This is a genomic window from Paenibacillus sp. LT-B23, from assembly GCF_059417685.1.
Genome location: NZ_JBSQBM010000030.1, coordinates 30,322 through 49,799 on the forward strand (window position 1 = coordinate 30,322; position 19,478 = coordinate 49,799).

At 47.1% G+C, this 19,478-nt stretch carries 19 protein-coding genes, 2 pseudogenes and 1 riboswitch; of the genes and pseudogenes, 11 read left to right on the forward strand and 10 right to left on the reverse strand.

Annotated elements, in window-relative coordinates:
• Positions 1-101: 101 nt before the first annotated feature.
• Both ACWXW9_RS26395 and speE read right to left on the reverse strand, forming a co-directional pair.
• Positions 102-1,394: an MFS transporter gene (locus ACWXW9_RS26395; protein WP_494931801.1), complete on the reverse strand. Its 1,293-nt coding sequence runs from the start codon at positions 1,392-1,394 to the stop codon at positions 102-104.
• Between the two features lie 319 nt (positions 1,395-1,713).
• On the reverse strand, positions 1,714-2,541 hold the full coding sequence (gene speE, locus ACWXW9_RS26400) for a polyamine aminopropyltransferase (protein WP_494931821.1): 828 nt from the start codon (positions 2,539-2,541) through the stop codon (positions 1,714-1,716).
• 337 nt (positions 2,542-2,878) lie between these two features.
• Here speE and ACWXW9_RS26405 point away from each other — a divergent pair, with 337 nt between their 5' ends.
• The gene (locus ACWXW9_RS26405) at positions 2,879-4,936 is read left to right on the forward strand and encodes a transglycosylase domain-containing protein (RefSeq protein WP_494931822.1); all 2,058 of its coding nucleotides are present in this window, start codon (positions 2,879-2,881) and stop codon (positions 4,934-4,936) included.
• An 81-nt stretch (positions 4,937-5,017) separates the two neighbouring features.
• Here the strand turns inward: ACWXW9_RS26405 and ACWXW9_RS26410 are convergent, their stop codons facing one another.
• Positions 5,018-5,464 (reverse strand): transporter, encoded by a 447-nt coding sequence (locus ACWXW9_RS26410; RefSeq protein WP_431085576.1) that lies wholly within the window; start codon positions 5,462-5,464, stop codon positions 5,018-5,020.
• Between the two features lie 254 nt (positions 5,465-5,718).
• On the opposite strand from ACWXW9_RS26410, the gene ACWXW9_RS26415 reads away from it, so the two are divergent.
• The 3 genes and pseudogenes from ACWXW9_RS26415 to ACWXW9_RS26425 all read left to right on the forward strand — a co-directional run bounded on the left by ACWXW9_RS26415 (position 5,719) and on the right by ACWXW9_RS26425 (position 7,481).
• Entirely contained in the window at positions 5,719-6,111 is a 393-nt protein-coding gene (locus tag ACWXW9_RS26415) for a VOC family protein (RefSeq protein WP_494931802.1), read from the forward strand.
• A 105-nt stretch (positions 6,112-6,216) separates the two neighbouring features.
• Positions 6,217-6,267 (forward strand): annotated as a pseudogene (locus tag ACWXW9_RS26420) (putative holin-like toxin); the annotation flags it as partial.
• Between the two features lie 365 nt (positions 6,268-6,632).
• The gene (locus tag ACWXW9_RS26425) at positions 6,633-7,481 is read left to right on the forward strand and encodes a pentapeptide repeat-containing protein (protein ID WP_494931803.1); all 849 of its coding nucleotides are present in this window, start codon (positions 6,633-6,635) and stop codon (positions 7,479-7,481) included.
• Between the two features lie 328 nt (positions 7,482-7,809).
• On the opposite strand, the gene ACWXW9_RS26430 is transcribed toward ACWXW9_RS26425, so the two are convergent.
• The 3 genes and pseudogenes from ACWXW9_RS26430 to ACWXW9_RS26440 all read right to left on the reverse strand — a co-directional run bounded on the left by ACWXW9_RS26430 (position 7,810) and on the right by ACWXW9_RS26440 (position 9,385).
• Positions 7,810-8,355, reverse strand: a complete 546-nt coding sequence (locus ACWXW9_RS26430) for a histidine phosphatase family protein (protein ID WP_494931804.1) — start codon at positions 8,353-8,355, stop codon at positions 7,810-7,812.
• A gap of 219 nt (positions 8,356-8,574) precedes the next feature.
• Positions 8,575-9,081: a PTS sugar transporter subunit IIA gene (locus tag ACWXW9_RS26435; RefSeq protein ID WP_494931805.1), complete on the reverse strand. Its 507-nt coding sequence runs from the start codon at positions 9,079-9,081 to the stop codon at positions 8,575-8,577.
• 146 nt (positions 9,082-9,227) lie between these two features.
• A pseudogene (locus ACWXW9_RS26440) lies at positions 9,228-9,385 on the reverse strand (helix-turn-helix domain-containing protein).
• Between the two features lie 433 nt (positions 9,386-9,818).
• Here ACWXW9_RS26440 and ACWXW9_RS26445 point away from each other — a divergent pair.
• Positions 9,819-10,565 (forward strand): MBL fold metallo-hydrolase, encoded by a 747-nt coding sequence (locus tag ACWXW9_RS26445; RefSeq protein ID WP_494931806.1) that lies wholly within the window; start codon positions 9,819-9,821, stop codon positions 10,563-10,565.
• A gap of 267 nt (positions 10,566-10,832) precedes the next feature.
• On the opposite strand, the gene ACWXW9_RS26450 is transcribed toward ACWXW9_RS26445, so the two are convergent.
• Entirely contained in the window at positions 10,833-11,339 is a 507-nt protein-coding gene (locus tag ACWXW9_RS26450; protein ID WP_494931807.1) for a YwhD family protein, read from the reverse strand.
• Between the two features lie 124 nt (positions 11,340-11,463).
• On the opposite strand from ACWXW9_RS26450, the gene ACWXW9_RS26455 reads away from it, so the two are divergent.
• The 4 genes from ACWXW9_RS26455 to ACWXW9_RS26470 all read left to right on the forward strand — a co-directional run bounded on the left by ACWXW9_RS26455 (position 11,464) and on the right by ACWXW9_RS26470 (position 16,056).
• On the forward strand, positions 11,464-13,476 hold the full coding sequence (locus ACWXW9_RS26455; protein ID WP_494931808.1) for a M1 family metallopeptidase: 2,013 nt from the start codon (positions 11,464-11,466) through the stop codon (positions 13,474-13,476).
• 11 nt (positions 13,477-13,487) lie between these two features.
• Positions 13,488-14,315, forward strand: coding sequence for a hypothetical protein (locus ACWXW9_RS26460; RefSeq protein ID WP_494931809.1), 828 nt, complete (start codon positions 13,488-13,490; stop codon positions 14,313-14,315).
• Positions 14,316-14,600: 285 nt separating this feature from the next.
• A riboswitch (cyclic di-AMP (ydaO/yuaA leader) is annotated at positions 14,601-14,738 on the forward strand.
• A gap of 5 nt (positions 14,739-14,743) precedes the next feature.
• Complete coding sequence (locus tag ACWXW9_RS26465) at positions 14,744-15,244, forward strand: C40 family peptidase (protein WP_431085590.1); 501 nt, start codon at positions 14,744-14,746, stop codon at positions 15,242-15,244.
• 305 nt (positions 15,245-15,549) lie between these two features.
• A complete protein-coding gene (locus tag ACWXW9_RS26470; RefSeq protein WP_149096312.1) occupies positions 15,550-16,056 on the forward strand; it encodes a GNAT family N-acetyltransferase in 507 nt (168 codons plus the stop codon).
• A 75-nt stretch (positions 16,057-16,131) separates the two neighbouring features.
• On the opposite strand, the gene ACWXW9_RS26475 is transcribed toward ACWXW9_RS26470, so the two are convergent.
• Both ACWXW9_RS26475 and ACWXW9_RS26480 read right to left on the reverse strand, forming a co-directional pair.
• Positions 16,132-16,431 (reverse strand): 4a-hydroxytetrahydrobiopterin dehydratase, encoded by a 300-nt coding sequence (locus ACWXW9_RS26475; RefSeq protein ID WP_007428083.1) that lies wholly within the window; start codon positions 16,429-16,431, stop codon positions 16,132-16,134.
• 120 nt (positions 16,432-16,551) lie between these two features.
• Positions 16,552-16,845: a hypothetical protein gene (locus ACWXW9_RS26480; protein ID WP_494931823.1), complete on the reverse strand. Its 294-nt coding sequence runs from the start codon at positions 16,843-16,845 to the stop codon at positions 16,552-16,554.
• A 187-nt stretch (positions 16,846-17,032) separates the two neighbouring features.
• Here ACWXW9_RS26480 and motA point away from each other — a divergent pair, with 187 nt between their 5' ends.
• Positions 17,033-17,827, forward strand: coding sequence for a flagellar motor stator protein MotA (gene motA, locus ACWXW9_RS26485; protein WP_044646838.1), 795 nt, complete (start codon positions 17,033-17,035; stop codon positions 17,825-17,827).
• Positions 17,820-18,647, forward strand: a complete 828-nt coding sequence (gene motB, locus ACWXW9_RS26490; protein ID WP_494931810.1) for a flagellar motor protein MotB — start codon at positions 17,820-17,822, stop codon at positions 18,645-18,647. The genes motA and motB overlap by 8 nt, the downstream gene beginning before the upstream one ends.
• A gap of 128 nt (positions 18,648-18,775) precedes the next feature.
• Here motB and rluF read toward each other — a convergent pair whose 3' ends face one another.
• On the reverse strand, positions 18,776-19,477 hold the full coding sequence (rluF, locus tag ACWXW9_RS26495) for a 23S rRNA pseudouridine(2604) synthase RluF (protein ID WP_149096309.1): 702 nt from the start codon (positions 19,475-19,477) through the stop codon (positions 18,776-18,778).
• Position 19,478 lies beyond the last annotated feature (1 nt).

Below are 19,478 nucleotides of genomic sequence, written 5' to 3' on the forward strand. Positions count from 1 at the left end.
TATGACAGGCTTGGCTTATTTTCTTACTCTAAGCTAGAAATTAGTGAAACTATTATGTAGTCCATCAATACCAGTTGGCCCGTCTCACGAATGCCTCAGCTTCAGATTCCTGCGCTCGTAGCGGTTGGATGGTCCACTTGCTCACTTTCCTGAAAATCTCGGCGATAGAACCAGCCGATCAGGACAGCAATGGTCGTCATAGCCGCAGCCAGCAGGTATACCTGCACCATACCAAAGCGGTCTGCATACCAGCCCAGGAACAGCAAAGATAGGCCGAAAGCGAGATTCGTAAGCACATCGATACCCGCCATCACTTTGGGAAGCTGAGCGGCCGGGGCACTCGTTTGCAGCAAGGTGCGGCGAATGATGCCAGCCATTTGAACCGGTAAGCCAGATACAGCAAAAAGAACAAGCGCAGCGACCGGGATCGTATTGAGCGCAAACACTATCGTAATCAGCACATACACAAGCAACGCTCCGAGCATGTACAGGAAGCTGTTCTTTTGCAGCCGCTTAACCAAGCCGACGACAAGCAGCCCACCCAGAATTGTTCCGGAGAAAAAGGAAGCATTCATAAAGCCCCACCAGCTTGCATCCTGATGCAGCACCTGAGTAACATACGCCAAAATAAATACACCCAGCCAGGAGGTTCCCCCAATGGTATCCACACTATCCACGATCATCAGAGACCGGATGCGGCGGTTATGCCAAATGATTTTCCATCCTTCACCAAGCTCCTTCCAGTGAGAGCCTTTTTCTTTTGACTTTGCTGTATCTGTTGAATTGTTCGAGGATTCTGAGGATTCGGGGCTTAATTGCTTTTGTTCCAGCGGATCACGAATGAATGAAGTAACAGTTACAGCCACCAAATAACAACAGGATGCGATCACAAGCGTATTTAGGGAACCGAGCCAGGCCACAATAATGCCGCTCAACGCCCAGCCTGCACATTTAACCACTTGATCACTGACCGCCACCATGCCGTTCGCACGCATCAGCCCCTCGCCAGTTGCCAATCGGGGTACAAGCGCATTACGTGCCGGGTTGGTCCAGCCATCCAAAAATGACATGCCGAACACCATCACAAAAATGAACAGAAACGACCTCTGCTCAGGTGTGATCCACAGGTAAAGCAGGAGTAATGTAAAAATGACAAACTGCCCAAATTGGGAAAACAGCAACACCCTCGTTAGCCGGAAACGACTGAGAACCACGGGAGCCACCAGTCCACTAAGCACCTGCGCAGACAAGCGGAACAACGGAATTAAAATGGTCGTCATTAAAGAATTACTGGAGCTGAACACCAATACCACTACACTCAACATGTAGATGATATCTGCTACGTTGGAGATCGTCTGAGACCCCCACAGATAATAAAAAGAACGTCTGATCAAAACAACTTCCCCCTCTTTCGTACATTGCCGATTTGGTTTGTTTACATAACCAAACCTCCCCTAGATGATATTTCAATTCTGTCTAATGTTTGGTTTTTTGTATATTCTACACACACCCTTAAATTTCCTTCTTTTATCTTAAAAGGAAATCCGCTGTCCAGTATGCTCTCACGCTCATTTGCCCCTTTTATTAAATATCAAAAAAGCGCCTATAGCGCTCTTTTTCACCCAAAAACAGGTTACAAAGAATGCCTAGACGCTTACTAAATTTACATTTAAATTATTTACAGAGCCGAGCAACATTTCACAGATACAAGGGCTACTTCGTCAAATCCTCCACAAATTTAGGCAGCACGAACGCTGCTTTGTGCAGACGCGGACTGTAATATCGGGTGTCCATTTCGGGAATCTGTGCCTCGTCGACTTCGAGCGGATCATACTTTTTGCTGCCGAATGTGAATGTCCACAGGCCGCTCGGATAGGTCGGAATATTCGCCCCGTACACACGTACAATCGGGAAAATCTCCTTCACATCTTTGTTGACCTTCTGAATCAGATCGGCTTTGAACCAAGGGTTATCTGTTTGCGCCACAAAAATGCCATCTTCCTTCAACGCTTCAAAGATGCCTTGGTAAAAACCGCGTTCAAACAGCGGTGCTGCCGGGCCAACGGGTTCCGTGGAATCGACCATAATGACGTCGTATTCATTTTTGTGCTCCAGAATATGCATGTAGCCATCATTGACCAGCACTTCCACATTAGGCTCGTCCAGCTTTCCGGCAATTTCGGGCAAATATTGTTTGGAATATTCGATTACCTTACCGTCGATTTCAACCAGCACGGCCTTTTCGACCTCAGGGTGCTTGATGACCTCACGAATAACACCGCCATCGCCGCCGCCCACCACCAAAACCTTCTTTGGATTCGGGTGTGTGTTCAGAGCCGGATGCGCTACCATTTCATGATAAACGAACTCATCCTTCACGGTCGTCATCACCATGCCGTCCAGTACGAGCATATTGCCAAATTCCTCGGTCTCCATCATCGCCAGATCCTGAAAATCCGTTTTCTCGGAGACATAGGTCTGTTTGATTTTTGCCGTAATGCCGAAAGAGGAAGTTTGCTTCTCCGTAAACCACAAGTCCATCATTTCAACCTTCTTTCTCATTAAGTATATGTCCGACAATTCCTTTATCATCCAGGTCGCACCCTCGTTGTTCTTTCTGGTCGTGGCAATATAAATAGCGACTTCATTATATCTATAACACGATATCTGCAACACATAATCGCCGGGTTTGATATATTTATTGTAACCAAACACACTGTACTTTCACACTTTTTCGCATTATAAGCGATACCCGGATAGACTGCAAAAGCCTTTTTAGATTGGATCTTGTATAAAATGTACACGTACGCGCATCTGATGAATAGACGCTTTCGGATTGACAATACTGAGAACATCAACCAAGGAAGGAGGTGGCATGATGGCCGGTACAACTAAGCAATCCCCCAAGCGCAAACCGCTCTGGGTTCGATGGTTTCAGGGACTGCTGTCACTCACCATTCTGACGGTCATCGCCGCCTGCATTCTGCTCGCATATTTATATACGACCAGTCTTCCGCTCGCGGATACGGATCGGAATTCACGGCTGCTCGACAGTCAGGGGAAAGTCATTGCTACCTTCTCTGCCGGAGGCAAGGAGTCTATCCCTGTCCAACTGGATCACATTTCACCCGATCTGATTGCGGCTACGCTGGCTGTAGAAGACCGGAAGTTTTATGATCATTTCGGGTTTGATTTCAAAGGTCTGGGCCGGGCGGTGCTCGTCAATGTGACCCGTTGGGACATGTCGCAAGGGGCCAGCACGCTGACACAGCAGCTTGCACGTAACCTGTATCTGTCCCATGAAAAAACCTGGACACGCAAGGCCAAGGAAGCCATCTACACAGCGCAGTTGGAAATGAAGTACACCAAGGACGAGCTGCTGCAAATGTATTTGAACGAAATCTACTATGGTCACGGTGCCTACGGCATTGAGGCAGCTTCCCAGATGTATTTTGGCAAATCCGCCAAAGATCTCGATCTGGCTGAAAGCACACTGCTGGCAGGTATTCCGAAAGGACCAACCTACTATTCGCCGTATAATCATATGAAAAACGCCAAGGATCGGCAAAAGGTTGTACTCGATTCCATGGCACTCACTGGCAAGATCACTCAGGCCGAAGCCACCAAGGCCTATGGGGAAATGCTTGCCCTGCGGCCCGAGAGCCAGCGCAGGACGGTCGAAGCCGCGCCCTGGTTCCGCGATTACGTTCGCCAGCTCGTGATTCATCAGCTTGGGATTAGCGAGGGCGTGCTAGAGCATGGCGGTCTGAGTATTTATACCACGCTGGACATGCACATGCAGCAGGCAGCCGAGGCTGCAGTAAGCGAAGGCATGAAGAGCAGCAACGGTCTGGAGACGGCGCTGATCTCTATCGACCCGCGTAGCGGACACGTCAAAGCGATGGTCGGCGGAGCCAACTATGTCGCCAACCAGTACAACCATGCGCTCGCCACGACCCGGCAGCCTGGATCGTCCTTCAAGCCGATTATGTATCTGAGCGCACTTGATTCCGGAGAATTGACGAGTACGTCCAAGTTCGAAAGCCAACCGACGTTGTTTCACTACGACAACAACCGCAAAACCTATAAGCCCAAAAATTTTGGAGACAAATATTTGGGCGAAATTGATCTGCGACGCGCGATTGCGGCGTCCGATAATATTTATGCCGTAAGCACCATTTTGAAGGTAGGAACGGATAAGGTCATGGACCTTGCCCGCAAAATGGGTATCACGAGCGAGCTGAAACCCGTGCCTTCGCTGGCGCTGGGCGTGTCGCCCGTCAGCCCGTTCGAGATGGCCTCGGCCTTCTCGGTCATCGGCAGCGGCGGGCAAAAGGTCGCTCCGGTGGCGGTGCTGCGCATCACCGATGCAGTCGGGCGCTCGCTCTATGAAGCGCCGCAGGCCGCGCCCGAGCAGGTGGTGAAGCCCGCCTCCGCCTACGTCCTCACACGCCTCATGGAAGGCGTGTTCGAGGAAGGCGGCACCGGCAACCGGGTCGCGAAGCTGATCAAGCGCCCGGTTGCCGGCAAGAGCGGCACGACCAACACCGATGCGTGGATGGTCGGCTTCACACCCGAGCTGTCCACCGCCGTCTGGGTCGGCTACGACAAGGGTAAGGCCATCAGCACGCAGGATGCCCGGCGGGCGGCACCGATTTTCGCGCAGTATACGGAGAAAGCACTGGAGAATGTGCCGCCCAAAATCTTTCCCATTCCTGACGGCGTCGTCAGCGCCTACATTGATCCGGCCAGCGGCAAGCTGGCTGCACCGGACAGTCCCGACAAGCGGCTGGAAGTGTTCGTAAGCGGAACAGAGCCGAAGGAAACACTGTCGGGGCAGAACAACCCGCCGGAAGCAACGCAGAATGACCAAGCAGAGCAGCAGGCAGAGAAGAAGTCATGGTGGAGCAATTTCAAGCGATGGTGGATGGATTAATCACAAAAAAAGACTGAAGGAACGCTATCAGTGCTCCCTCAGTCTTTTTGTTTTCTTTTTACATCAACCGCAACATCATGCTTACCAATAGCAGCTAAACGACTCAATGCGGTTGGTGTCTATCCCAAAATATGTCCAGAAACGGCCGTTCCACCGGAATCCCGCCACTGATGTTCTGCCTACAAAGACCGGATACAGCCAGAAGCGCTCTCCATTCGTCAGCCATATAAACGTGTTGCGGAACAAGCAGCCGGAAATGGCTCCGGGATCAATAGCATAGGCCGAGACCAGCGGCTTCGGTGGTGTAAATTGCGGTGGTGGAGCAGTCGGAGCCTGAACGCCTTGTGGTCCTCCTTGCGGACCGAATGATCCCGGCGGCGGCGAAAACGACCCTTGCCCTGTTGACGGGCCAAAAGGACCCTGTGTTGTACCAGGAAATTGTGGACTCGAAGGGCCTGTTCCTGGCGGCATGGATGGACCCGGAAACCCCGTTTGCGGTCCGAAAGGACCCTGTGGCATTAAAGACATGCGGTTCACTCCTTGTGCTCTAGGCTGATGTATCCTATGCGTGACATCAGCCCGTGGACTGGGCGAATCCCCATACCGCCACTGCATTTTGCTATTTCGCCCCTTTACATCCATAATTCTTACATCCTGACCCAATTAACTCCCTGTCCGAGAGTATGATTTTCTTCATGACGTGCTTCTTATATCGCTGAATATTTCCTTTAAAAAAGAGAGAAGATGTTAACATCTAACATCCAGTCCAAGGAGTTGACCTTATGCAGGATTCCAGTCCAAAAATTACAACATTTTTCATGTTCTCCGGTCAAGCAGAAGAAGCCATGCAATTTTATACCTCTGTTTTTGAGCCATCCAACATCATCAGTGTATTCTATCAAGAGGATGGAAGCGTGTTACATGCTGTATTCGCTCTAAAAGGTCAAACCTTCATGGCTATTGACCAGAACCATCAGGACAAGCACCCTTTTACTCCGGCTCTATCGCTGTTCGTCACCTGTGACTCGGAAGAAGAAATTCATCGCGTGTTTGATCAGCTATCGCAGGAGGGACAAGTTCTAATGTCGCTCGAGGCCTCGCCCGTAAGCCAGCTATTTGGCTGGGTTCAAGATAAGTACGGAGTTTCATGGCAGTTGAATTTGGCAAAAGGGTAACCTACGATATCCTAATATTCCGATTTGCAAAATAACCCGACTAAGATAACTCTGATCTCAGTCGGGTTATTTATTGTTGAAGTGCATTCATGATCACATGCTGACCTTACCTTGATGATCATGTTTGGCATGTTCATTCTGGCATTGCTTACCTAGATGAAAAAGGAGTAGACCCCCCCAACCAAGGTATCAGTCTACCATTCGACCCTACTGCCGTACACGATTAGAATTATTATACGCTAATCTCCTAAAATCAAAAACAGACTACATAGAATTATCTACTTCATGCGATCAATACTTTCAACAAATTCGCGATTCCGTTCCAGACAAATTACAGCATGTTATATTGAATAAAAAACATACTGGTCAATTCCTGTCTGTTTACAATAAGCAAGACAACACCAAACTTTTACAGTTATCTTTTTCTTCCTAAATACGAACGGGTATAATTAAAACAATATTCCATCTTTTTTTGATGATAATATTAAATTTGATATTTGTTAGTAGAAGGATGTGTAAAATTGTCTAATAAATTAAGCAATAACAATATTCAAAAAAATTTTAGTGCAGATTGTGAAAAATGTTTTGGTTTATGCTGTGTAGCTTTACCTTATGCAAAATCTGCTGATTTTGCTTTTAACAAGGATGGAGGGACTCCTTGTCAAAACTTGCAAGCGGATTATCGTTGTGGTATTCATAAGAAACTAAGAAATAACGGCTTGCGAGGCTGTACTGTATATGATTGCTTTGGGGCAGGTCAAAAGATTTCTCAAGTTATGTACAACGGAAAAAGTTGGCGAGACAACCCGGCAATAGCTGAGGAAATGTTCAATGTATTTCCCATCATGCAACAGCTTTACGAAATGCTTTATTACTTAAATGAAGCCCTTAGCTTAGAAGAAACTCAACCCATCTATACAGACTTACAAAAAGCTATGGCGAAAACCGAGCAACTTACTGATCAAACTCCAAAATCCCTCATAAATCTTCATGTACCACCCCATAGGGCACTTGTTAATGATTTACTTTTACAAACAAGTGAGTTAGTGCGTGAAAAAGTTAAGGAAAACATGGAACACAGTAAATATAGTAAAAAAATTAAGAAAAAAGACCTTATCGGTGCAAATTTAAGAGGGGCTAATCTTAAAGGTGCCAATTTGAGAGGAGTTTTACTTATTGCTGCTGACCTCCGAGAAGCTGATATGAGAATGACCGACCTTATCGGTGCAGATTTCAGAGACGCTGATTTAAGTGGAGCTAATCTCGAAGGAAGTATTTTCCTCACACAAGCACAATTAAATTCGGCTAAAGGCAATTGTAAAACCAAGTTCCCCCCTTCTCTAAGCTTTCCAAAACATTGGTTAGATTAGATTTGATATAATTGTTATTTGTTCTCAGATAAAAAATAAACTCCAAACCTACTGAGGCAATATGTTTAGCCCTCTATGCAAGTTGAACTGAAAGTTACATAAAATTCCACCTCGGGGTCGGATGGTGCTTCCCATCGTTCTCCCTTTCTACAGCACCATTCCGCCTACTCCGTTTTTATGTTAATTTTTCAAGCTCAACTTGTACACCAAAGACCAAGCTTAAGACGGCGCCTCTTCCAATTCTAAAAAACGGTTTGCATTCAACATGCGCCTCCCCTTTCGATTCCAATCATACTTAAACCACTATGGTGAACGTGCTTCACTAATTTCAACCCGTAGTCCACACTCTGCGAATCTTGGCTTCTGCTTCTTTTAGTTCAAGCAAATATACGTCAGGATTCGAAAGTGTTTTCCACTCATCAAACCCAAACTGCGAATCGTAATGTCGAATGAGAAGTGACAGCAAAGCCCCATGAGTTACAATGATTATTGTTTTTTCCGTCCGTTTCATAAGCTCCTGAACAAGCTGTATTCCTCGATCTGCTGCTTCACGGGATGATTCGCCCCCCTCCAGCTTCAAGTCCTCATCCAGATAGGTCTGTTTCAGCACGTCCATCCAATTATCCAAATGTTCACTGCTGAGCACCCGTTCCTGAAGACGTAGGTCCGTATATACCTGCAACTTTTTCTGTTCAGCCAAAGGCTGAATGGTTCTCAAAGCTCGTTCCCACGGGCTAGATACGATATATTCTACACCTGCATTTCCCATAAAAGACGACAACTGCTCAGCCTGTCTGACACCCTCTTCGGTCAGTCGGGCATCAGGCTCTTGTCCGGTTGCTTTGGCATGCCTGACGAAATATATCTTTTTCATATAGTATCTACCTCCTTTCGCCCTATGGACAATATAATCCGCCCGCCGTAAGAGGTCAATTTTAAGTACCCACGCTTAAGCTAGTTTGCTATAAAATTAATCTTCTTCTCATATAAAAAGAAAAGACCAACCAGAAACCCTGGTTAGCCCTATCCCATTCTACTGTTAGACCCTGTGATTTCATCCGATAATCCTGCATAACAGGTACTTAAATGTTGACTAGCCTTTCAAATGGACTCTTAACACAGGTGCATCTGGAGAAACAGACAAATCTTGCAATATTTCCACATGGCTGATCATCTCTTGCCCGTCTGGAACGATGACCGGAGTAATTAGAGATAATTCGGCCTGTTGGATAGAATCCATATCAAATTCCATCAATAATTGCCCTGCTTTAACGTTGTCTCCTGTTTGGACATAAGGGTTAAAGCCCTGTCCTTTGAGAGAGACCGTATTAATCCCGACATGTATCAAAACTTGTACACCGCATTCATGCTCAAGTATCAGGGCGTGCTTACTTTTCTCCATCACATGAACCACTTTGCCCGTAAAAGGAGCCGTAACCTTTCCTTCAGACGGATGAATAGCGATACCGTCCCCCATTGCCTTCGTAGAAAACGCAGGATCTGGAACCTCTGCAAGGGAAACCATTTGTCCTTTAATCGGCGCTACGATGTCGAATTCTTTAACACGTGGAGTTGCTTTCTTTTTCAACCATTTAAACATTCTACTAACGCCACCTTATTTACAGATTACATTCATAAACAGTGAATAAGACTTAACTTCCCTCTTCATTGGAACCGGTTCCACCAAAAGAGAAAATTAAAACCTAATTGGGACAGATTTCTACCTGAATTATAGTGAATGCCTTTCTATGATGTCAAGGCGCTATCAATGACCTCTAATGACACATACTCATTGTGTTTAACTTCGCCATCGTTGCCGACGATATCCCCGTCAATTTCACCAATTCCTGCTTTTTAATTTCTTTATCAATCAATAACTTTTGTAATGGCTTGTAACTAATCATGGATTGGATCCTTTCAAGAAGTTCATTTTCTTCGATTATATTCAATAATCTTTACAATATCAAAAATATGTTCATGTTCTCTTGATATAATACTTTATTCCGTATAATAAAATATATATTTTGGAGGAATAAAAATGATCTCACTAGATACCGGAAGAAGCCAGAAGTCCATTTTATGAATATGAAAGTAATATTACTCTTCTGCAAGGATTAGCTGAGTCCACCATGTATGAACAAAGATTAAAAGATGGTGTTTGCTTAAATCAAATCTTGGCTGGTTAGCTAAAAGGTTTATATTACTGATATTGTCACACAAATTTAAAATACTACATATTTACAAATAATTATTTTTGTGTTATAATATGGATTTACATATTTTGTTTTCATGATACGATCTCCCTTGGATTACATCAACTCTTTTTGGAGGGATTCGATGCATTTGGACAAGGGAATACACATGCTTCAGCTTTCTTCTACTATTATGGGAAAGACGGAGAGCATTTACCCCACTTTGATTTGGGACACGGATAACGTCATTCTAGTAGACACAGCTTACCCCGGGCAACTACCGCTTTTACAAGAGGCTATTTTAAAAATCGGATTTACAATCGATAAACTTACATTGATATTAATTACACATCAAGATCTTGATCATATCGGCAGCTTACCAGATGTGATACAAGCTTGCTCATCCGCAATTCAAGTGCGTGCCAGCTCTATTGAAAAGCCCTACATACAGGGTGAGAAGCAACTTATAAAACTGACGCCTGAGGCGATAGCTCAAGCTGTAAACTCTATGCCTGAATCTGTTCCGTTAGAGTGGAAAAATGCATTTCAGCGTACGCTAGAAAATCCCCCAAGAGCTGTAGTAAACTCCATCATCATTGCTGGAGAGGAATTGCCCTTCTGCGGAGGGATCGTCGCTATAGACACTGCTGGTCATACACCGGGACACCTGAGTTTTTACCATAAGCCAAGCCAAATACTGATTGCAGGAGATACTCTGCGCGTAGTAAGCGGCGAGCTACTGGCTCCAGACCCGCAATACTGCTGTGATTTCAATATGGCGAAAAAATCTCTTGGAAATTTGTTAACATACGATATTAAAAAAGTGATTTGCTTTCATGGAGGGCTTTACGAAGATAATTGTAATCAGCGTATATCTGAAATATGTGAATAGAAGAAGCTGCTAGGCAAAAAAAGACGACTCCTGATCCATTCAGAAGCCGTCTTTTAACCGATTAATAAAATCTTCACCTTGTCTTTGCTTCAATGCATAGTTGTACCAACTCATAGGCAGAAGAGGTATGATCACAATAGATAATATCCAAAGGAATAAAGGTGCGTTGTGCAGAAATTTCATCAACTTATGAGATTCATTCTTCGGCTTCCTACATATAAAAGTAGCAGTTCCCCAATATGGAGAAACTGCTCCTAACCAAAGTTATTACCCTTCCAGCGCCTGCTTCAATTCCTCCGGCGAAGCGTCCCACCATTCCTCGTTATGCGAGATCAGCAGGCTTTTGAGCGCAGCTTTATCCTCGCTGCCGAGATCGTCCAGCATGAAACGGCGCTTGAGCGCGTAGTCCATGCGGTTGACGTGATCGGCGAGGATTTTCCAGCCGCGTTTGGCTTCGTCGTCAATCAGCATCTCACAGGCAGTCGCTCCACCGTACACACGTCCTTCGGGCGTACGATCCACGGCTACCCATACCAGCCATACCTGGCGTCCGTTCGGTACATCCTCTTTATTGGTAGAAAACTTAATCCCGCGTTCTACTTTACTTTTGGCATGCATGGCACCGATATCAATTTTCGCCTCGCCGCGGTCAATAATGACCGGGGACATGCTGTTCAGGTCGATTGAGCCTGCGCCGAAGCCCTTATGTTTACTCTTGCCACTGACAATGTTCAGTGCAATCTGTTTTTTGCCGTCCGGCTGATTTTCACTCATGCGTCACTAAGCCTCCATTTCCCGTCTTCACAATCATTCTACACTATAAATATTTTAACTAATAATCTCCCGAAAGCAAACATATACATGCTGTAGATGCTTGTCAACGGGAGGTATCCATTGTATGACCCCAGCACGCACCAAAATCGTTTTATTGTCTACACTAGCCCTCGGTCTCCTCGCAGGGACGTTATGGTTTGCCTGGCAGCCTCAATCCGAGTCGAATTCGCAATCCTTGGGCAAACCGATGTACGATTCCCAGTCGAAGTCTGCGCTTGCGCCAAATATGGGCAAGCCCCTGGGGGCAAACATCCTGCCTGACGTTCCCAAAAGTCCTCCACAGCCTGCTTCGGAGATTCTTAGCAAGCGTGTGGTGGAATACCACATTGACGTGTCTCTGGAAGAAGGACAGGTTTTGCGGGGCACCGAGACGCTTACATGGAAGCATCCGGGCACCAAAACCGTGAACGATCTGTACCTGCATCTGTACCCCAATGCCTTCTCTTCCATGGAAACCACCTTCATGAAGGAATCCGGGGGCAAGCTGCGCGGCGACACCATGCCCAAGAACGGCTTTGGCTCCATGACACTAACTGAACTTAAAACGGAAGACGGTTTATCCCTCATGCACCGGACTCAATACGTGCAGCCGGATGACGGTAACGTGAACGACCGCTCGCTCATGAAGGTACGTCTCCCCAAGCCGGTCCGAGGCGGTGAAAGCATTACATTATATATGAAGTTTGAGGTAAAGCTACCCGCCATCTTCGCACGTATGGGCGCAACAGATGATTTTGTCATGGCAGGTCAGTGGTTTCCCAAACTCAGCGTCTACGAAACCGCAGGACAGCGCGGACGCGCCGAGGAAGGCTGGAATCTGCATCAGTATCATGGAAACTCCGAGTTTTACGCAGATTTCGGAATTTACAGTGTGCGGATTCGAGTGCCTGAAACACACATCGTGGCTGCAACCGGATTTCCCACCCGTGGAGCAGTCCGGCAAAATGGACAAAAAATATATCAATTCTATGCCGATGACGTGCACGACTTTGCATGGGCCGCTTCACCGAATTTTGTAGCCGCAGAAGAGCCATTTTCTTCTGCCGAGGTGCCGGGTGTCAAAATCAAGCTGTATCTCGACCCATCGCACAAGGAGCTCAAGGGACGCTATATGAGCGCAGCCAAGGCCGCCCTTTCCTATTACAGCAAGTGGTACGGGCCTTATCCATACTCGACCCTGTCCATCGTTGTACCACCCAAAGCAGGCAGCGGCGCGGGCGGCATGGAGTATCCCACACTCATTACGGCTGCAGCGGCGGATAATCCGAATCCCGGCTATAGTCTGGAGCGGACGGTCGTTCATGAGATTGGGCATCAATATTTCTATGGAATGGTGGCAAACAACGAATTCGAGGAACCATGGCTGGATGAAGGCTTTACCTCTTATGCAGAGGAACGACTCATGGAGCAGGAATATGGGCTCGTCCCTAACTTGCCGTTACAGTCTGGACAGGTATCATCCCCTCAGCCGTTAAACCGTGAGTCTTGGAAGTACGGCTCGGCTGCTAAATATGCACAAAATGCCTATTCTCGGGGCAAACTGGTGCTGCGTGGCATTGAACGACAGGTCGGCGCGAAAAAAATGGATCGCATTATGCGTACCTACGTCCAGACCTACCGATTCAAGCATCCATCCTCGCAGAATTTTCAGCGTATCGTCGAAAGAGTCACCGGACGTTCGTGGAGCCACTATTTTGAACAATATGTATACGACGGCCAGATGGCGGATTTTTCAGTGGATCGCATTACGAACCGCAAGCTGGCCAATGGATACGAAGCAACCATTACACTCAGCAAAAAAGGGGCGGATTATCCCAAGGTCCCTGTTCAATTTACCTTCAAGGACGGCACAACGATATTTAAGGCATGGGACGGCACGGGCAAAAGCACCACCTATCGACTAAAAAGCGCATCTCCGGTCTCCCATGTGATTGTTGATCCACTGTACACGATTGCGCTGGAGAACAAGCATATCAACAACAGCCTGAAGGCCGAACTGAACGAAAAAACCCAGACCCGTTGGAGCATAAGTGTAACCAAGCTGCTGGAGACACTGCTTGGAAGTCTGTCATGGTGAGGTGTCTATAGATGCGTACTGTTATAAAAGAAGGCTGGGCGCTTGTGCGCATACAATTTTATATTGTCATCATTCTGTTTCTGTATCGACTGCTATGGGGCGTTTTTCTCTATCGGCTGGTACAATCCGCCGTTACTCCCCTGCTGCTGCGCTACCCCGATCAGGGTCAAAATGAACTGGGACAGACGTTGTTTTGGATGGAGAGCCAGATTGCCCTGACGGACAACCGAGAGGTTCATATGTATCTGTGGATACTACTGGGGGCAACGGTGCTGCGTACACTGATTACCCCCTTCATCCGGGCGGGAATATACCAAAGTCTGCACACCCATGCGACCGAGCCACAGAGTCTGTCCTTTTTCCGCGGAATGAAACGTCATGGCTTGTCATCGCTGATCTATTACGTCATCGAGCTTGGACTCCTGCTGCTCCCTGCTTTCTGGGTGGTGCCAAAGCTCTACCCTATCGTGGCAGGGACGCTGCAATCTCCCGCCTATCTCCTGCATGTGCTGCCCTATGCCATCGGTTGGATTGCTTATGGCTGGTTCATCCGCCAGTGCATCCTGTACATGCAGCTAGGCACCGTAGGTGGTCACGCCATACTATCGTCGCTGCTTGCCTTCTTTCGCCAAATCCTCCCGGCTATCGGTATTTCGCTTCTGCTCGGTGCAGGTGTACTGCTCGTCCTTGGTCTATTCGGCACGATGGCGATGATTTGGACTGGCATGCTGGCACTCATTCTCCAGCAAACGTATCATTTTGTTACCAGTCTGGTCAGGCTATGGCACATCAGTTCACAGTACCGACTATGGCATACCGATATCTCCGGCAGAGGTTGAACCTTCACTCCGTTCCTCCCGAACAATTTCTGGCTGTCCAAAGACAACTATCCATCTCCAGTCATATCCAGGCAAACGGCACATAACTGAATACTCTTAACAAAATCTGTTCCCGCGATAAAGGGAGCAGATTTTTTTGTAACTTTTTGCGATGAAACATTTGCCAAAGCCAGCCGACTTTGTTACAATAATCGCAGTGAACTGATAGTAACAACTTTGTAATCTTTATTGTAACCTTTACCTTAAAAACATCGTTATCGTGAATACTGCTCTCCAAGGTGCACATCTTAAGTTAAGCCTAATTCCTGGCACCTGGGAAGCGGGGGAACCAGTTTGGGTGAATTGATCTCGCAACAGAGTGGTCATAGGGGAACCTTCTACCGAATCCTTAAGCTAACCTCGCAGGCATTGGAAGGGGTATATTTTTTTTGAAGAAGAAGCTAACGATCGCAGCCATGGGTCTCGCCATTGCCTTTACATCTTTTACATTCGGTGGAGGAAGTGCATTTGCAGACTCTAAGATGGACCAGGTCATCCAAGATGCCAAAGGAACGAACTACAGAAGCGGAGGCACTACACTCGACGGGTTCGATTGCTCCGGCTTCACAATGTATGTATATCACAAACTGGGAATTAATCTGCCCCATCAATCTGGATCACAATTCAAAATGGGATCTTCCGTATCCCGCGACGAAATGAGACCTGGTGACCTGGTGTTCTTCAACACCACAGGAAGAGGCATTTCCCATGTAGGTATCTTCGTAGGTGAAGGGAAATTTGCCCACTCCTCATCTTCACGTGGTGTAGTTGTTAGCTCACTGAACGAAAACTATTACGCTAACCGCTATGTCGGTGCTAAAAGAATTATGAGCACAGACGCTTACCACGCTGTAGCTTCTGAAACTCCTGATGACGACAACGTAGAATAACTAACGAACAGCAAGCTAACCCTGAGCCGCAATTTGATTCTGGCCGGAATCGAATTGCGGTTTTTTATGTCCACAACATCAGAAACTTTATCGTTACTGACGAACTGACACCTCAAAAGGTTTCAGATTTTGCGAACATCGTCGGTCTTACCGTCACGGCTGGGGGAGCATATGAGCAGTAAAGCCTTCCTATTGAATGTATACCCGACTTGGGTATGAAATAAACACCGCTTGCCAATCCCCTGCAACTTGTCTACAATCTGTTGTTAATGGTTTAAGTACTTGTAAAAGGAGGATGGGGAGACATGCCGGCCTCAATATCTAACTACCGGATCGTACCGATGGACGAACAGCAGGCGGCTGCGATATGTGAGTGGCGCTATGATCCACCCTACAACATATACGGCTGGCTACCTTGGGAACAAATGAAGGCACTTGAAGTCGAATTTGGAAGCCCCACGCTTCGCCAAGAGCAATATGTTGCTGTACTGGATGACGAGAATACGCTAACCGGATTTGCTCAATATTTCCCGATGATTGGAGTGACCCGGCTGGGTCTGGGAATGCACCCCCAATTATGTGGACATGGCAGAGGAGCCGATTTTGTCCGTGCCATTGCCGAGGAAGCCAGACGACGCAACCCGGAGAATGAAATTGATCTGGAGGTACTGACCTGGAATGGGCGCGCCATTCGGGCTTACAAGGCAGCCGGATTTGAGATTACGGATACCTATGAACGTCAGACTCCCGATGGCAAAAAGCCGTTTCATTGTATGGTATATCATCCTGACCCCCAACCTCGTGTTCAATGATAAAAGCGCCTTCGGCATACAACGGCATTGTTGTATATCGAAGGCGCTTTTATCATATGGCAGACCATGATCAGCTCAATGACTGCTACGCATTTTCTCAAAAGCTTCATTATATTGTTGGGCTTCCTTAATATCTACGGCCATAATGCCACCGTCATCCCAGGAGGTTAAGCGCAGGGTCACGGTCTTATAATCAATCGTAATAAATGGATGATGATTAAATGCTTCCGATATAGCAGCAACTTCATCCACGAATGCAATCCCTTTCATAAAACTGGAAAAATTATATTTGCGGACAATCCAGCGTCCTTCCTCCAGTTCCCAGCCCTCCAGCTTCTCCAGATGTGCTTCAATCTCTTCTTGTGTAAAAGGCATGTTACGACTCCTCCCCGTTTATACGGAAGCCTTTCAGCCGCTTTGAATGCGACTAAAACTACAATATAGTGGTGTCCATATTACCACGGCCCCGTTGATAAATCCATAAGACGGACCTGTTCAAATCAAAGGTACCGACGTTAGCTCCTCATCCCCAATGAGCACATAGATACGGTGCTGCTCCGGTTCATAGATGACAACGCCGCTGCCCACAGCGATAACGGGCTCTGTACCCAGCGCATAAAACAGGTCTTCAGCCAGCGCTTCATTGACTTCCTGATGCCCTGCCGGGTCCAGCCTGTCCCAATCTTCTGCTTCCATTTCGAAAAATTCATAGCTATCCGGAATGTGTCCCACAGCCTCTGTCAAATCGTTCAAAATTTGTTCATACTCCCGTCCGTGCTTCACTCCCATGCCATTTCCTCCAATTCTTCCACCATTCATTAGATAATCACCTTATTATACCGGAAATTCGTACTTAACAAAAAAGAGAGTTTTGTCGATAAATACTATAATCCGTCTTGTAATGACGTGCCTGGGGCAAGGACGACCCCGGCGGCATGAAAGGATTCAAAATCTATTCTCATGGATGAGGTGTATCATGCAAATTTCAACCATTATCGGACTTGTACTCGGGATTGTGTCATTGGTCGTCGGGATGATTCTCAAAGGCGCGCCAGTGATCAACTTGGTCAACAACCCCGCTGCTTACATGATTATTTTTGTCGGAACGGCAGCAAGTATTTTTATGGCCTTCCCGATGGAAGAAATCAAACGGATTCCGAAGCTGTTCAAGGTTATTTTCACGGAACAAAAGCTTTTGGACCGTAAAGAGCTCATCGGCACGTTTACCGAATGGGCATCCATTACCCGTCGCGAAGGTCTGCTTGCGCTGGAATCCAAGGTAGAGGAGATCGACGATCCCTTTATGCGTGGTGGTATGCGTATGATTATTGATGGTAATGATCAGGAATTCGTACGTGACGTTCTAATGGAGGACATTAACGCTACCGAGGATCGACACCGCTCCGGCGCGCTGATTTTCTCTCAGGCTGGTATGTACGCTCCAACGCTCGGGGTACTCGGTGCCGTCGTAGGTCTGATTGCCGCTCTGGCCGATCTTAGTGATATGGCCAAGCTGTCTCATGCCATCGCGGCAGCCTTTATTGCGACGTTGCTCGGTATTTTTACAGGTTATGTCCTGTGGCATCCAATGTCCAATAAGTTGAAACGGTTATCAAAAAAAGAAGTGGAGCTTAAATTGATGATGGTCGAAGGCCTGCTCTCAATTCAATCAGGTATATCCACCATTGCAATCAGCCAGAAGCTGACGATATTCCTGACTCCAACCGAACGGGCTACCCTGACCAAGAAGGATGGGGATTCCGGTGAGTAAAAAAAGACATGAACCGCACGAGGAGCATGCCGACGAAAGCTGGCTGTTGCCATATTCCGACTTGATGACCCTTCTGCTAGCTCTTTTCATCGTCTTATTCGGGATGAGTGCACTCGACGCCAAAAAATTTGAAACTATGGCTCAATCCATGAGTGCGGCTTTTAGTGGCGGCACTGGCATACTGGATCACTCTGCCGCCAATCCATCGTCACAATCCGCAGATATGGGCAAAAATAAAGAACAGGTAACACAACCTATAAAGTCTAAAGCCACTTCTACGGCTGAACTGCAAAAGCAACTCGCCCAGCGGGAAGAAGAGGATTTGAAAAAGCTCAAAAAGCAAATGGATCAGTATATTGAAAATAATGGCCTGACTCCGCTGCTCAATACAAAACTGAACCAATCCCAGCTCATGATAACTATTAGTGATAACGCCTTGTTTTCATCGGGTCAGGCTGAGGTAAAGCCGGAAGCGAGAAAGCTGGCCAAGTCCATCTCCAGCATGCTCCAGCAGTTTCCTGGCTATGATGTTATCGTATCAGGTCATACAGATAATGTGCCGATTTCCAATAGTCAGTTTCCGTCCAACTTTGATTTGAGTGCCAAACGATCTCTGAATTTCTTGCGCATTTTGCTACTCAATCCGAAGCTTGATCCAACCAAATTTGTATCCATCGGTTATGGTGAGTATCGTCCACTAGCAAGTAATCAGGATGGTCAAGGACGCTCCAAAAACCGCCGTGTCGAAATTTCCGTACTACGTAAATATCAGAACGGCACACAAGTTATCAGTCCTACCTCAAGCTCGAATGAAGGTTGATTATGTATATGTTATATAGACAAAGGCACCGCCGCATTTTTTATGCAGTCGGTGCCTTTTCATTATGCTATCCCATTCTAGCCCTATCCATTACCCTGCCATCTATCAGCCATGAGAAGCCCTCAGGCTTAGCTGAGTGTATAATTCAGCATCTCACCTAGTTCCTGCTTCTCCGTCTCTGTCAGGTCACGCCAGGCGCCTCTCTGAAGCGACCCCAAACGAATATTCATAATCCGCAGACGTTGCAGCTTCTTCACTTCATAGCCAAAGGCAGCACACATGCGCCGGATCTGACGGTTTTTCCCTTCCGTCAAGATGATGCGGAATACGTACTCAGATACACGCGTCACTTCGCAGGGGAGCGTCAGCTGACCGAGTATTTTTACACCTGTGGACATCCCCTGCACGAAAGATGGTGTGACGGGTCGATCCACCGTTACGATATACTCCTTCTCATGCTTGCCTTCCGCCCGTAAAATCTTATTCACAATGTCTCCGTCATTCGTAAGTAAAATGAGACCTTCCGAATCTTTATCCAGACGTCCGATGGGAAAAATCCGTTGCGGATGCCCCACAAAGTCGACAACATTCCCTCGAATGTGGCTTTCTGTCGTGCTTGTAATCCCCACCGGCTTGTTCAATGCAATATATACGTGACCGGACTTTTCACGGAGTGGCTTGCCGTTCACACGGACGTCGTCGCCCTCCTCCGCCTGACTGCCCAGCACCGCCACCTCGCCGTTAATCGTCACGCGGCCGCTCTCTACCAGCTTGTCCGCCTCCCGGCGCGAGCAAAAACCGGTTTCGCTGATAAACTTGTTAATGCGCAAC

Excerpts from the sequence above, each read along its gene's own strand:
- speE (WP_494931821.1), bottom strand. The coding sequence starts at position 2,541 with ATGGACTTGTGGTTTACGGAGAAGCAAACTTCCTCTTTCGGCATTACG.
- ACWXW9_RS26405 (WP_494931822.1), top strand. The coding sequence starts at position 2,879 with ATGGCCGGTACAACTAAGCAATCCCCCAAGCGCAAACCGCTCTGGGTT.
- ACWXW9_RS26410 (WP_431085576.1), bottom strand. The coding sequence starts at position 5,464 with ATGTCTTTAATGCCACAGGGTCCTTTCGGACCGCAAACGGGGTTTCCG.
- ACWXW9_RS26415 (WP_494931802.1), top strand. The coding sequence starts at position 5,719 with ATGCAGGATTCCAGTCCAAAAATTACAACATTTTTCATGTTCTCCGGT.
- ACWXW9_RS26430 (WP_494931804.1), bottom strand. The coding sequence starts at position 8,355 with ATGAAAAAGATATATTTCGTCAGGCATGCCAAAGCAACCGGACAAGAG.
- ACWXW9_RS26435 (WP_494931805.1), bottom strand. The coding sequence starts at position 9,081 with ATGTTTAAATGGTTGAAAAAGAAAGCAACTCCACGTGTTAAAGAATTC.
- ACWXW9_RS26445 (WP_494931806.1), top strand. The coding sequence starts at position 9,819 with ATGCATTTGGACAAGGGAATACACATGCTTCAGCTTTCTTCTACTATT.
- ACWXW9_RS26450 (WP_494931807.1), bottom strand. The coding sequence starts at position 11,339 with ATGAGTGAAAATCAGCCGGACGGCAAAAAACAGATTGCACTGAACATT.
- ACWXW9_RS26455 (WP_494931808.1), top strand. The coding sequence starts at position 11,464 with ATGACCCCAGCACGCACCAAAATCGTTTTATTGTCTACACTAGCCCTC.
- ACWXW9_RS26460 (WP_494931809.1), top strand. The coding sequence starts at position 13,488 with ATGCGTACTGTTATAAAAGAAGGCTGGGCGCTTGTGCGCATACAATTT.
- ACWXW9_RS26470 (WP_149096312.1), top strand. The coding sequence starts at position 15,550 with ATGCCGGCCTCAATATCTAACTACCGGATCGTACCGATGGACGAACAG.
- ACWXW9_RS26475 (WP_007428083.1), bottom strand. The coding sequence starts at position 16,431 with ATGCCTTTTACACAAGAAGAGATTGAAGCACATCTGGAGAAGCTGGAG.
- ACWXW9_RS26480 (WP_494931823.1), bottom strand. The coding sequence starts at position 16,845 with ATGGGAGTGAAGCACGGACGGGAGTATGAACAAATTTTGAACGATTTG.
- motA (WP_044646838.1), top strand. The coding sequence starts at position 17,033 with ATGCAAATTTCAACCATTATCGGACTTGTACTCGGGATTGTGTCATTG.